Annotated in this window: 7 protein-coding genes; all 7 read left to right on the forward strand. The window is 70.8% G+C overall.

All coding sequences use genetic code 11. From position 1 onward, the window contains the following. The first annotated feature begins 97 nt into the window (after positions 1–97). Positions 98–1,570, forward strand: coding sequence for a xylulokinase (xylB, locus tag LXT12_RS12280; RefSeq protein WP_233392419.1), 1,473 nt, complete (start codon positions 98–100; stop codon positions 1,568–1,570). A gap of 9 nt (positions 1,571–1,579) precedes the next feature. After that, on the forward strand, positions 1,580–2,896 hold the full coding sequence (gene xylA, locus LXT12_RS12285; protein WP_233392421.1) for a xylose isomerase: 1,317 nt from the start codon (positions 1,580–1,582) through the stop codon (positions 2,894–2,896). 172 nt (positions 2,897–3,068) lie between these two features. Further along, positions 3,069–6,056: a TonB-dependent receptor gene (locus LXT12_RS12290; protein ID WP_233392423.1), complete on the forward strand. Its 2,988-nt coding sequence runs from the start codon at positions 3,069–3,071 to the stop codon at positions 6,054–6,056. 63 nt (positions 6,057–6,119) lie between these two features. Further along, positions 6,120–7,754 carry a DUF5597 domain-containing protein gene (locus LXT12_RS12295; RefSeq protein ID WP_233392426.1) on the forward strand — a complete coding sequence of 545 codons (1,635 nt, stop codon included), beginning with the start codon at positions 6,120–6,122 and terminating at the stop codon, positions 7,752–7,754. Beyond that, positions 7,754–9,946, forward strand: coding sequence for a beta propeller repeat protein (locus LXT12_RS12300; protein ID WP_233392428.1), 2,193 nt, complete (start codon positions 7,754–7,756; stop codon positions 9,944–9,946). The genes LXT12_RS12295 and LXT12_RS12300 overlap by 1 nt, the downstream gene beginning before the upstream one ends. After that, complete coding sequence (locus LXT12_RS12305; RefSeq protein WP_233392430.1) at positions 9,943–12,291, forward strand: glycoside hydrolase family 95 protein; 2,349 nt, start codon at positions 9,943–9,945, stop codon at positions 12,289–12,291. The genes LXT12_RS12300 and LXT12_RS12305 overlap by 4 nt, the downstream gene beginning before the upstream one ends. 63 nt (positions 12,292–12,354) lie before the next feature. Next, positions 12,355–13,713 carry a GH1 family beta-glucosidase gene (locus tag LXT12_RS12310; RefSeq protein WP_233392432.1) on the forward strand — a complete coding sequence of 453 codons (1,359 nt, stop codon included), beginning with the start codon at positions 12,355–12,357 and terminating at the stop codon, positions 13,711–13,713. Positions 13,714–13,786: the final 73 nt, after the last annotated feature.

Genomic DNA, 13,786 nt, shown 5'->3' on the forward strand with positions numbered 1-13,786 from the left:
CGGTCGTATTTCTCGTCTCGTTTCATGCCCCAGCACCACGAACCACTGAAATGAGATCAACATTCCATCGCGCCTACCCGTTCGAGAGGGCCGCCTGATGTACCTCGGCATCGATCTCGGCACTTCCGAAGTCAAGCTGCTGCTGCTCGACGGCGATGGCCGCATCGTCGGCACGGCCGGCAGCGCGCTGACGCTGTCGTCGCCGCAGCCGCTGTGGTCCGAGCAGAACCCCGTGGACTGGTGGCGCGCCACCGGCGAGGCGGTCTCCAGGCTGCGCGCCGCCCACCCGGCCGAGTTCGCCGCCGTGCGCGGCATCGGCCTGTCGGGCCAGATGCACGGGGCCGTCCTGCTCGACGACGGCGATGCCGTCCTGCGCCCCGCCATCCTCTGGAACGACGGCCGCAGTCACGCCGAGTGCGCCGAGCTGGAAGCCGCCGCGCCGCGCCTGCACGACATCGCCGGCAACCTCGCCATGCCCGGCTTCACCGCGCCCAAGCTGCTGTGGGTGAGGAAGCACGAGCCCGAGACCTTCGCGCAGGTGCGCAGCGTGCTGCTGCCCAAGGACTGGCTGCGCCTGCAGCTCACCGGCGACAAGGTCAGCGACCCGTCCGACGCCGCCGGCACCCTGTGGCTGGACGTGGCGCGCCGCGACTGGTCCGACGAACTGCTCGCCGCCTGCGGCCTGACGCGCGCCCACATGCCGCGCCTGGTCGAGGCCAGCCAGCCCAGCGGCGTGCTCAAGCCGGAACTGGCCAAGGCCTGGGGCCTTGGGCCGGAGGTGGTCGTGGCCGGGGGTGCCGGCGACAACGCCGCCAGCGCCATCGGCATCGGCGCCACGCGGCCGGGCGACGGCTTCATCTCCCTGGGCACCTCGGGCGTGCTCTTCGTCGTCAACGACCGCTACCGCCCCAACCCGGCGTCGGCCGTCCACGCCTTCTGCCACGCCCTGCCCCAGCGCTGGCACCAGATGAGCGTGATGCTGTCGGCCGCGAGCTGTCTGCGCTGGTTCTGCCAGCTCGTGGGCAGCGACGAAGCGACGCTGCTGGCCGAACTCGCGCCCGATGACAGCGTAGTCAACGACCGGGTCGACCGCACCGCCAGCGCCCCCATCTTCCTGCCTTACCTCGCCGGCGAGCGCACCCCGCACAACGACCCCTTCGCCCCGGGCGTCTTCCACGGCCTGCGCTCGGCCACGACGCGCGCCGACTGCACCTATGCCGTGCTCGAAGGCGTGGCCTTCGGCCTGGCCGACGGGCTGGACGCGTTGCGCGCCGCCGGCACCGAGGTGCACCAGCTGTCCCTGGTGGGCGGCGGTGCCCGCAGTGCCTTCTGGGCCGGCCTCATCGCCGACACCCTGGGCGTTGACGTCGCCGTGCACGCCGGCAGCGAAGCCGGCGGCGCCCTGGGCGCGGCGCGCCTGGGATTCCTCGCCGCCGGCGGCAGCGTCGACGCCGTCTGCACCCGGCCTCCCGTGGCCGCCCTCCATTGCCCCGACCCCGCGCGGGCGGCTCGCCTGGCTCCGCGCCTGGCGCGCTTCCGCGATCTCTACCGCCGCCTGCGCGGCGCCTGAACTCCGACCATGACGAGCTACTTCCAACACATCGCCCCCATCCGCTACGAGGGCGCCGACAGCCCCAACGAGCTGGCCTTCAAGCACTACGACAAGGACCGCCTGGTCCTGGGCAAGCGCATGGAGGACCACCTGCGCTTCGCGGCCTGCTACTGGCACAACTTCGTCTGGACGGGCCTGGACCCCTTCGGCGGCGCCACCTTCGAGCGGCCCTGGTTCCAGGGCGGCAGCCCGATGGAACTGGCCCGGCTGAAGGCGGACGCGGCCTTCGAGTTCTTCGCCAAGCTCGGCCTGCCCTATTACTGCTTCCACGACCGTGACGTCGCCCCCGAGGGCGCCACGCCGCGCGAGAGCCAGGACAACTTCAAGCGCATCGTCGAGGTGCTGGCCGACAAGCAGCAGGCCACCGGCCTGAAGCTGCTGTGGGGCACGGCCAACCTCTTCAGCCACCGCCGCTTCATGTCGGGCGCGGCCAGCAACCCCGACCCCGAGATCTTCAAGATGGCGGCGCTGCAGGTGCGCGACGCCATGGACGCCACGCTCGCCCTTGGCGGCGAGAACTACGTGCTCTGGGGCGGCCGCGAGGGCTACGAGACCCTGCTGAACACGCGCCTCGGCCAGGAGCTCGACCAGCTCGGCCGCTTCCTCAACATGGTGGTCGACTACAAGCACAAGATCGGCTTCAAGGGCGCCATCCTCATCGAGCCCAAGCCGCGCGAGCCCTCCAAGCACCAGTACGACTTCGACACCGCCACCGTCTACGGCTTCCTCGTGCGCTACGGCCTCGAGAAGGAGGTCAAGGTCAACATCGAGGCCAACCACGCCACGCTGTCGGGCCACAGCTTCGAGCACGAGATCGCCACGGCTGGCGCGCTCGGCATCCTCGGCAGCCTGGACATGAACCGCGGCGACCCGCAGCTCGGCTGGGACACCGACCAGTTCCCCAACAACGTGCCCGAGACGGCCATCGCGCTGTACCACGTGCTGCAGGCCGGCGGCCTGGGCTCGGGCGGCCTGAACTTCGACGCCAAGGTGCGCCGCCAGAGCATCGATGCCGCGGACCTCTTCCACGGCCACATCGGCGGCATGGACGTCTGCGCCCAGGCCCTGCTGGTCGCGGAAAAGATGATCGTCGACGGCCGCCTGAAGGCCGCCGTGGACAGCCGCTACGCCGGCTGGGACACCGCCGCCGGCCAGGACATCCTGCAGGGCCGCCGCAACCTCGCCGACCTCGCCGACGAAGTGCTGGCCCGCAACACCGACGTGGCGCCCGTGTCGGGCCGCCAAGAAGTCCTCGAGAACCTCGTCAACCGCTTCTGCGGCTGAGCATCCCGACGTCGCCCTCCATCCCATCAACCCTCGCCGAGAACGCTGCCAAACACCCCCGTCGAAACGCCCGAGGCAGCCCTGATCGGCTCGGGTGACGAAAAACCTCCACACCGCCGAACCCGCTGTTCCACCAGAGGCCTTGAGCCCCAAACCAGAACTAGGAGACACAGTGAACAAGCCCAAGAGAACCGCCATTTCCGTCGCCGCCGCCCAGGCGGCCCTGCTCTTCAGCGGCCTGGCCTTCGGGCAGGCGACGACCACGCCCGCCGCCCAGCCCGCGGCCACCGACGCCAAGACCCAGAAGATCGAGACCGTCGTCGTCAGCGGCCGCCGCGCCGCCCTGCAGTCCGCGCAGAAGATCAAGCAGGAGTCCGACGAGATCGTCGACTCCGTGAACGCCGACGACATCGGCAAGCTGCCGGACAAATCCGTCACCGAGGTGCTGCAGCGCATCGTCGGCGTGACCATCGACCGCACCATGGCCAAGGGCGACCCCGAGCACTACTCGGTGGAAGGCTCGAGCGTCAACATCCGCGGCCTGTCCTGGGTGCGCTCGGAAGTGAACGGCCGCGACACCTTCTCCGCCAACGGCGGCCGCGCGCTGAACTTCGAGGACGTGCCGCCCGAGCTGATGGCCGGCGTGGACGTCTACAAGAACCCGTCGGCCGAGCAGGTCGAAGGCGCCGTCGGCGGCCTCGTCAACCTGCGCACCGCCCTGCCCTTCGACTACAACGGCCTCAAGGGCGCCGTCTCCGTCAGCGGCAACTACAACGACCTGCAGGGCAAGTGGAGCCCGGCCGTCTCCGGCCTGCTGTCCAACCGCTGGAAGACCGACCTCGGCGAGTTCGGCGCGCTGCTGAGCCTGGCGCGCAGCAAGACCACCACCCGCACCGACCTCTGGCAGGTCGAGCCCTACTACAACGTCGACGGCACGCACTGGGTGCCCAAGGGCTCGCAGTGGCGTGACTCCAATTTCGACCGCACCCGCGAAGGCACCTACGGCGCCCTGCAGTGGAAGAAGGCCGACGTCAGCAGCTCGCTGACCTACTTCGAGTCCAAGTACCGCATGCACTGGGACGAGAACGCGCTGTTCAGCCAGAACTCGCCCTTCAACATCGTCATCGGCAGCAACGCCACCTACGGGGCCAACAACCAGCTGCTGACCGGCACGCTGAGCGACCCGACCGACGGCGGCATCAACTTCGGCGCCGACACGCGCTACATGACGCGCGACTCGCGCACCCGCGACCTCGGCTGGAACCTGAAGTGGAAGGCCAGCGACCGCTGGAGCTTCAGCACCGACTTCCAGGTCGTGCGCTCCAAGACCAACGCCTTCGACTCCACCGTCGCCACCGGCCTGCAAATCCCCAAGGAGACCGTGGACCTGACCGGCTCCACGCCGCGCGTCGTCTTCGACGCCTCCGACCTGGCGGCCTTGCAGGACAAGGGCAACTACTACTGGGCGTTCACGATGGAACACCTGGACAAGAGCAAGGCCAACTCCAAGGTCTGGCGCGCCGATGCGAAGTTCAACTTCGACCATCCCGTGCTGCAGGACCTGCGCTTCGGCATCCGCCTGACCGACAAGGACGCGACGACGATCAACTCCACGCCGAGCTACAACTGGGCTGCCATCACCCAGACCTGGCAGCGCGGCTGGGACATCAACCACCTGGCCTACCTGAACGACCCGCGCTTCAACGCGCCGGTCACGCTGCACGAGTTCAAGAACTTCTTCGGCGGCCAGAACGTGCCGAGCATCTACGTTCCCGACGTGTCCCTGGCCAAGGGCTACCCCGGCACCTACGCCGACCTGCACAAGTACCACGACATCCTCTGCACCGAGCAGCACGGCGGCAACGCCTCGGCCTGCGGCGCCTGGGCGCCCGCGACCTTCGGCACCGACCCGCTCGGCACCAACGAGCAGCACGAGAAGACGCAGGCCGCCTACGGCCAGCTGCGCTTCGGCTGGGAAGACCAGCCCATGCCCGTGGACGGCAACGTCGGCCTGCGCGTCGTGCGCACCGACATGAGGGCCGCCGGCTTCATGGTCTTCAAGAACAACGCGCCCACCACCACCACCACCGGCGTGCCCATCCCGGTCGTGGCGGCCTTCAGCAAGGCCCTGGACGCGTCGCAGACCTACACCAACGTGCTGCCCAGCCTGAACCTGCGCCTCAAGGCCTCCGACCAGCTGCAGTTCCGCCTGGCCGCGGCCCAGGCCATGTCGCGGCCGGACTTCTCCCAGATGCAGGCCTACACCTCGCTGAGCCTGGACACGCAGAAGCACACCCTGCCGGACAACACCGTCGTCATCGACAGCGTCAGCCTCACCGGCAAGGCTGAAGGCAACCCGATGCTCAAGCCCATCAAGTCCAACCAGCTGGACCTGACCGGCGAGTGGTACTTCTCCAAGACCGGTTCGCTGACCCTGGCCCTGTTCGACAAGGAGCTCAAGGACATCATCGTCGGCCAGTCGGCCACCGTGCAGCTCACCGACGGCAGCGGCACGCCGGTGAACTTCACCGTCACGTCGCCGGTCAACGGCGCCAAGGGCCACGCCCGCGGCCTGGAGATCGCCTTCCAGCGCTACTTCGACATGCTGCCCGGCTGGCTCTCGGGCTTCGGCGTGCAGGCCAACTACACCTACGTCGACAGCAAGACCAAGCCCTACAGCCCCGTCATCAGCGCCTACTGCGCGGGCACCAGCACCGGCGCCGACAACCTCAACCTCAACATCAACGGTTGCGACACCGACGGCCGCACCTTCGGCAACCTGCCGCTGCTCAACCTGTCCAAGAACGCCTACAACCTGGCCCTGCTCTACGACTACGGCCCGATCTCGGCGCGCGTGGCCTACAGCTGGCGCTCCAAGTACCTGCAGGGCGTCAACGTCAACGGCACCAACGGCGGCGACGGTCGACTGGCCAACGGCACCGGCGTGGCCTGGGCGCTGCCGACGTGGAGCGACGCCTATGGGCAGATCGATGCCGGCGTCACCTACCGCTACAGCGACAACCTCAGCTTCAGCCTCGAAGGGCAGAACCTGAACAACGCGCTGGCCCGGCAGCTGATGCAGCAGAACATCGGCTACATGACCCGCGGCGTGAACTACACGGGTCGCCGCTACTCGGTGCAGGCCAGCTACTCTTTCTGAGCGTTGGCCCCTCGGCCGGGCGGCCCGCAGTGCGGGGCCGCCCGGCCTTTTACGGAACATGCGATGAAGACCTCCTCCCTCCTGGCCGCGGCCCTGGCCGGCCTGCTGTCGCTGCAGGCCGCAGCAGCCGAGGCGCCGCGCCTGGTCACGCGCGACGGCCGCCACGCCCTGCTCGTCGACGGCAAGCCCTTCCTCATCCTCGGCGGCCAGGCGCACAACTCCAGCAACTACCCCGAGGCGCTGAAGACGGTATGGCCGGCCATCGACGACCTCAAGGCCAATACCCTGCTGATGCCGGTGGCCTGGGAACAGGTGGAGCCGCAGGAGGGCCGCTTCGACTTCAGCTTCCTCGACACGCTGGTGAAGCAGGCGCGCGAGCACGGGAAGCACCTCGTGCTGCTGTGGTTCGGCACCTGGAAGAACACCAGCGCCCAGTACACGCCCGAATGGGTCAAGCTCGACCCGCAGCGCTTTCCCTTCAACGTCGACCGCGAAGGCAAGGCCAACTACAGCCTCAGCCCCTTCGGCGCCGAAACGCTCAAGGCCGACAAGCGCGCCTTCGTCGCGCTGATGGGCCACCTGAAGAAGATCGACGGCGACCGGCACACCGTGCTGATGGTGCAGGTCGAGAACGAGGTCGGCACCTACGGCCTCGTGCGTGACTTCAGCCCCGCCGCCCAGGCCGCCTTCGAGCAGCCCGTGCCCGCCGCCGTGCTGGAGCGCCAGAAACCCAGGGCCGCCGCCACGGGCAGCTGGCGCGAGGTCTACGGCGACTATGCCGACGAGTACTTCCACGCCTGGGCCGTGGCCCGATACATCGGCGAGATCGCGGCGGCCGGCCGCGCCGTCTACGACCTGCCGATGTACGTCAACAACGCCCTGCGCGACCCGCTGGAGCAACCGCCCAAGCCCTGGAACAAGAACTTCGCCAGCGGCGGCCCGACCTGGGACGTCATCGGCATCTACAAGGCCGCGGCGCCCGCCATCGACATCGCCGCCCCCGACGTCTACAACCCCGAGTCCGCGCAGGTGAACGCCAACCTCGGCCTGTTCCAGCGCCCCGACAACGCGCTGTGGATTCCCGAGATCGGCTCCAAGCCGGCCTACGGCCGCTTCCTCTACGCCATGCTCGGCCGCGGCGCCATCGGCGTCTCGCCCTTCGGCATCGACTACTTCGACTACACCAACCACCCGCTGGGCACGCAGGCCACCGACAAGGCCATCGTCCAGCCCTTCGAGCGGGTCTACCGCATGTTCGCGCCCCTCCAGCGGCAGTGGGCGCAATGGGCCTTCGAGGGCCGGACCCAGGGCATTGGCGAGGGCGACGACCGCAAGCCCCAGCAGCTCGACTTCCCTGGCTGGACGGCCAAGCTGACCTACCGCCTCGGCCGCTTCGGCGAGGCCAGCTGGGGCGGCGACTACGCCAAGCCGGCGCCCGGCACCGAGGAGCCCGGCGGCGGCGCCGCCATCGCGCAAATCGGGCCTGACGAATTCATCCTCATCGGCGAGCGCGTGCGCGTGCGCATGGAGCCGGCCGCCGGCACCAGCGGCATGCTGCTGCGCGCCGAGCAAGGCCGCTTCGACGCCGAAGGCCGCTGGCAGATGGAGCGCGTCTGGAACGGCGACCAGGTCGACTACGGCCTGAACCTGCCGGCCGAGCCGGTGATGCTCAAGATCAAGATGGGACGGCCTCGTTGATGCTGCGCCGCCGCCACCTGCTGCAGGCCGCCGGCCTGATGAGCCTGCCCGCCTGGGCGGCGGAAGGCGCGCCCGCCTACGACTGGCGCAGCCTGACCTTCGGCGCCGGCGGCTTCATCGACGGCTTCGTCTTCCACCCGCGTGAGCGCGGCCTGCTCTACTGCCGCACCGACATCGGCGGGGCCTACCGCTTCGATGCCGCGGCACGGCGCTGGCAGCCGCTGCTCGACCACCTCGGCCGGGCCGATTCCGACCTGATGGGCGTGCTCAGCCTGGCGGTGGACCCGACGGACGCCAACCGCGTCTATGCCGCCTGCGGCCTCTACACCCACGGTGGCGCCCGCGCCGCCGCCCTGCTCGCCTCCACCGACCGCGGCGCCAGCTGGCAGCAGCACGAACTCGGCCTCAAGCTGCTGGGCAACGGCCCCGGACGCGGCTCGGGCGAGCGCCTGCAGGTCGACCCCGACCGCCCCGAGCGCCTGCTGCTGGGCAGCTCGCAGGACGGCCTGCTGCAAAGCACAGACCGCGGCCGCAGCTTCAGCCGCCTGGCCGGCTTCCCGGCCCGGCACGTGTCCCTCGTGCTCTTCGACCCGCGCAGCGGCCAGGGCGGCACGGGCTGCCGCACCGTCTACGCCGGCAGCCACGACCAGCCCGGCCTGTTCGTGTCCACGGACGGCGGCGTCAGCTTCGCCCGCATCGCCGAGCTGCCGGCCCAGGCGCCGCAGCGTGCGGCCTTCGGCCCGGATGGCTCGCTCTACGTCAGCCTCGCGGCGGGTGCGCCCGGCAGCGTCGTCAACCCGAGCTACGCCAAGACGGGCAGCGTCTGGCGCCGCTCGCCCGACGGCCGCTGGCGCGACATCACGCCGCTGAAGCCCACGGCCGCCCAGCCCTTCGGCTATTCGGGCCTGGACGCCGATGCCTCCCGCCCCGGCCGCCTCGTCGTCTCCACCATCGAGCGCTGGAAGCCGGGCGACGAGATCTTCGTCTCCGACGACTTCGGTGCCAGCTGGACGCCGCTGAGCCCGCGCTCGCGCTTCGACGACAGCCGCCACCCCTGGCTGCAGGCCTACCAGAAGAAGCAGCACCACGCCCTCGGCCACTGGCTGGCCGACCTCAAGCTCGACCCCCACGACGGCGCGCATGCCGTCTACGGCACCGGCTACGGCTTGTGGATGACCCACAACCTCGGCGCCGAGCGCGTGGACTGGGACTTCACGGTCGAAAACATCGAGGAGACCGCCACCCTCGGCCTGGAGAGCCCCTCCGGCGGCGCCTCGCTGCTGGCCGCCATGGGCGACGTCTCGGGCGCCGCCTGGGACGACCTCTCGCAGGGCCCGCGCAGCGGCATCTTCCTGCCCGCTGGCGAGACCTGCCGCTCCATCGCCTCGGCCGAACTCAACCCCGGCATCCTCGCCCGCACCTCCGACATGGCGCCGAACGGCGGCTACCTGTCCACCGACGGCGGCGCCAGCTGGCAGCCCTTCGGCCCCTCGCCCTCGCGGGCCACGCAGACGCCGCAAGGCTGGCGCGCGTCCACCGGCCAGGTCGCCGTCTCGGCGCGCGGCGGCTTCCTGCTCTGGGTGCCCGAGAGGCAGGCCGCCCTGTTCTCCCGCGACCGCGGCCGGACCTGGTCCCAGAGCGAAGGCTGGCCGGCCGAGCGCGACGTGGTGCTCAGCCCCGTCGCCGACCGGGCCGTCGAGGGCGTGTTCTACGTGCACGATCGTGCCGCCGGCCGCATCCTCGTCAGCGTGGACGGCGGTGCCACGTTCACGCCCGCCCTCACCGGCCTGCCCAAGCTCGAAGCCTGGCAGCACGCCCAGCTCGTCTGCGCGCCCGGCAAGGCCCGCGACCTCTGGCTCTGCCTGCCCGACGGCCTGCTGCACGTGGCCGGCGCCGACGCCCGGGCCCAGACCCTGCGCGGCGTCGTGGAGCCCTGGCGCGTGGCCATCGGCAAGGCCGCCGAGGGCGCGGCCTACCACGCCGTCTACGTCTGGGGACGGGTGCTGGTCGGCGGCGATCCGGTCGAAGGCCTGTTCCGCTCCACCGACGCTGGCGCCAGCTGGCAGCGCATCAACGACGACCGCCACCGCTACGGCCGCCTCAACGCCATGGCGGCCGACCCGCTGGAGTTCGGCGTCGTCTACCTCGCCCCCGAAGGGCGCGGCGTCGTCATCGGGAAGCCCCGAGCATGAGAGCACTCAAATTGCGACCCTGGCTGCATTCCGTCGTCGCTCTGCTGCTGGCCGCCACGCTGCCGCTGCAGGCCGCCGAGCCCTTGTTGCGTTATGACCAGGCCGCACCCGACACGCCCCAGGGCTGGGAGCAGCGCGCCCTGCCCATCGGCAACGGCCGCCTGGGCGCCATGCTCTTCGGCCAGGTCGCGCGCGACCGGCTGCAGTTCAACGACATCACCCTCTGGACCGGCGACCGCCGCGCGCTGGGCGCCTACCAACCCTTCGGCGACGTCGTGCTCGAACTCGACGCCGGCGCGGCGCCGGTCGAGGGCTACCGCCGCGAACTCGACCTCGCCCGAGCCCGCCACCGCCTCGCCTACGAACAGGGCGGCGTGCACTTCGAGCGCGTCGCCTTCGCCAGCCATCCGGCCCAGGTCATCGTCTGGCGGCTCGCCGCCGACCGGCCCGGCCGCTACAGCGGCCGACTCAGGCTGACCGACCGCCACGGCGCCGCGCTGTCCGCCGAGGGCGCCGCCCTCACCGCCGTGGGCGCCCTGCCCAACGGCCTGGCCTACGCCAGCCAGCTGCGCGTGCTGCACGAAGGCGGCAGCATGAGCGCCGAGGGCGACGCCCTGGTGTTCCGCGGCTGCGACGCGCTGACGCTGATCCTCGGCGCCGGCACCAGCTTTGCCGACGGCGGGGCGCCGCTGCCGCGCGTGCAGGCCCAGGTGGCCGCCGCCATCGCCCGGCCCTGGGCCGAATTGCGCGCCGAGCACGAGGCCGACGTCGCCGCCCTGCTCGGCCGCGTGCAGCTGGACCTCGGCGCCAGCCCCGCCGAGCGCCGCTCGCTGACGACCGACGCGCGCCTGGCCGCCTACACCCGCGACGGCGGCGACCCCGAACTGGAGGCGTTGTACTTCCAGTTCGGCCGCTACCTGCTCGCCAGCAGCTCGCGGCTGAGTTCGCAACCCGGGCTGCCAGCCAACCTGCAGGGCCTGTGGAACGACAGCCTCACACCGCCGTGGAATGCCGATTACCACAGCAACATCAACCTGCAGATGAACTACTGGCCGGCCGAACCGACCAACCTGGCGGAGACGGCGCGGCCTTTCCACCGCTTCGTGCAGCGCCTGATCCCCGAATGGCGCCGCCCCGTCGCCGAGCGGGCCGCCCAGGCGCTGAAGGACCCGGCCGCGCTGCCGCCCGAGACGCCGCCCTGGGACCACTCGGTGCAGCCGCCCGTCGAGACCTTCCTCAGCTCAGTGAGCCCCCAAGGCCGAACTGCGTCCGACCCGCGCCCCGTGCGCGGCTGGACGCTGCGCACCGCGACCAACCCCTTCGGCGCCCAGACCTACCTCTGGAACATGACGGGCAATGCCTGGTATGCCCGCCACTTCTGGGAGCACTACGCCTTCACGCAGGACCGCGCCTTCCTGCGCGACGAGGCCTGGCCGGTGCTCAAGGAGGTGGGCGAGTTCTGGGAAGACCGGCTGGTCGCCGCGCCGGACGGCCGCCTCGTCGCACCCAACGGCTGGTCGCCCGAGCACGGCCCCATCCAGGACGGCGTGGCCTACGACCAGCAGATCCTGTGGGACCTGTTCGACAACATCGCCCAGGCCGCCGAGGTGCTGGGCGACCGGGCCGCGCGCGACCATGCCGCCCGGCTGCGCGACCGCCTTGCCGGCCCGCGCATCGGCAGCTGGGGCCAGCTGCTGGAGTGGCCGCAGGAACTGCACGACCCGGTGCTGGACACGCCGCGCGACACGCATCGCCACGTCTCCCACCTGTTCGCCCTCTACCCCGGCCGGCAGATCTCCACCGCCCGCACGCCCGAGCTGGCTGCCGCCGCTCGCAAGACCCTGCAGGCCCGCGGTGACGTCAGCACCGGCTGGTCCATGGCCTGGAAGATGGCCTACTGGGCCCGGCTGCGCGACGGCGACCATGCCCACGAGCTGCTGCGCGGCCTGCTGGCCACGCCCGGCGCCCGCAGCGTCCGGACCGGCGGCGAGGTCAACCAGGGCGGCACCTATCCCAACCTCTTCGACGCCCATCCGCCCTTCCAGATCGACGGCAACTTCGGCGCCACGGCCGCCATCGCCGAGATGCTGCTGCAATCGCAGGACGGCATCATCGAGCTGCTGCCCGCACTGCCGGCCGCCTGGCCGAACGGCGCCGTCAAGGGGCTGCGCAGCCGCGGGGGCTTCGAGGTCGACATCGCCTGGGCCGATGGCCGCCTGACGCGCGCCACCATCCGCTCGGTCGCCGGTGCCGGCGGCGGCACGGCCCGCTGGGGCCGCCACCTCGTCGACCTCCGGCTCGAGCCCGGCCAGGCGCGAACCCTGCTGGCCTCCGACTTCCAATGACATGACCGCGCCCATCACCGCTCTCACCCCCTGGCTCGCGCCCTGACGGCCACGCCTGACTCCATGACCGCACTGACCTACTCCAGCCCCTTCCCCGCCGACTTCGTGTTCGGCGTCGCCGCCGCCTCCGCCCAGATCGAGGGCGCCGCCTTCCAGGACGGCAAGGGCGAATCCATCTGGGACCGCTTCTGCCGCCGCCCCGGCGCCGTGCACGACGGCGACACCCTCGACGTCGCCTGCGACCACTACCACCGCTTCGACGAGGACTTCGCGCTGATGGCCTCGCTCGGCGTCAAGAACTACCGCCTGTCCCTCGCCTGGCCCCGCATCTACCCGGACGGCGATGGCGAGCTCAACCCGGCCGGGCTTGACTTCTACCGCCGCCTCTTCGCCAGCATGAAGAAGCACGGCATCACGCCCTGGGTCACCCTCTTTCACTGGGACCTGCCGCAGTCCCTGGAGGACCGCGGCGGCTGGACCTCGCGCGTCACCGTGGACGCCTTCGCCCGCTATGCCGACACCGTCGTCAAGGCCTTCGCCGGCGAGGTGAAGCACTGGATCACGATGAACGAGATCCGCTGCTTCACCCTGCTGGGCTACGGCAGCGGCACCAAGGCGCCGGGCCGCAAGGAGAACGCCGCCGTGGTGGCGCAGACCTTCCACCACGCCCTGCTCTGCCACGGCCACGGCGTGCGGGCGGTGCGCGAGTTCGGCGGCGCGGGCGCGGTCGTCGGCCTCACCGACAACTGCGACGTCTGCATCCCCGTCACCGAGACGCCCGCGGACATCGCCGCGGCCCAGGCCTGGTTCCTGGAGAAGAACGCCCACGTGCTGGGTGCCATGCATGCCGGGCGTTATCCCGAGGTCTACCTGGCCCGCATGGGCGCCGACGCGCCCCAGGTGCTGCCCGGCGACTTCGAGCTCATCAGCCTGCCCACCGACCACCTCGGCCTGAACATCTACACCGGCACCTACGTGCGCGCCGGCCGCGACGGCGCCGCCTGGGAGGCCGTGCCGCTGCCGGCCAACTACCCGCGCGCCGACAGCCCCTGGCTGCACATCGCGCCGCAGTCCATCTACTGGGCCACGCGCTTCTGCGCCGAGCTCTACGGCCACAAGTCGCTCTACATCACCGAGAACGGCTGCGGCTACAACGACGAGCCGGTGGTGAACGGCGAAGTGCTGGACCTGCACCGCCGCGACTTCCTGCGCAACCACCTGCGCGAGGCCCACCGCGCCATCGCCGACGGCGTGCCGCTGCACGGCTACTTCCTGTGGAGCTTCATCGACAACTACGAATGGGAAGACGGCTACCAGCGCCGCTTCGGCATCGTGCATTGCGACTACGCCACGCAGGTCCGCACGCCCAAGCTGTCGGCCCGCTATTACGCCGAGGTGATGCGCGAGCGCCGCATCCTGTGAGCCCCTCGTCCAGCCCCGCCGTGCTGAACGCAGGCGCGCCTGACCGGTCCCCCGAGGGGACGGCGACGCTCGC

Origin of the sequence: Pelomonas caseinilytica (assembly GCF_021353235.1) — a bacterium.
GTDB classification, from domain to species: Bacteria; Pseudomonadota; Gammaproteobacteria; order Burkholderiales; family Burkholderiaceae_C; genus Pelomonas; species Pelomonas caseinilytica.

Excerpts from the sequence above, each read along its gene's own strand:
- xylB (WP_233392419.1), top strand. The coding sequence starts at position 98 with ATGTACCTCGGCATCGATCTCGGCACTTCCGAAGTCAAGCTGCTGCTG.
- xylA (WP_233392421.1), top strand. The coding sequence starts at position 1,580 with ATGACGAGCTACTTCCAACACATCGCCCCCATCCGCTACGAGGGCGCC.
- LXT12_RS12295 (WP_233392426.1), top strand. The coding sequence starts at position 6,120 with ATGAAGACCTCCTCCCTCCTGGCCGCGGCCCTGGCCGGCCTGCTGTCG.
- LXT12_RS12300 (WP_233392428.1), top strand. The coding sequence starts at position 7,754 with ATGCTGCGCCGCCGCCACCTGCTGCAGGCCGCCGGCCTGATGAGCCTG.
- LXT12_RS12305 (WP_233392430.1), top strand. The coding sequence starts at position 9,943 with ATGAGAGCACTCAAATTGCGACCCTGGCTGCATTCCGTCGTCGCTCTG.
- LXT12_RS12310 (WP_233392432.1), top strand. The coding sequence starts at position 12,355 with ATGACCGCACTGACCTACTCCAGCCCCTTCCCCGCCGACTTCGTGTTC.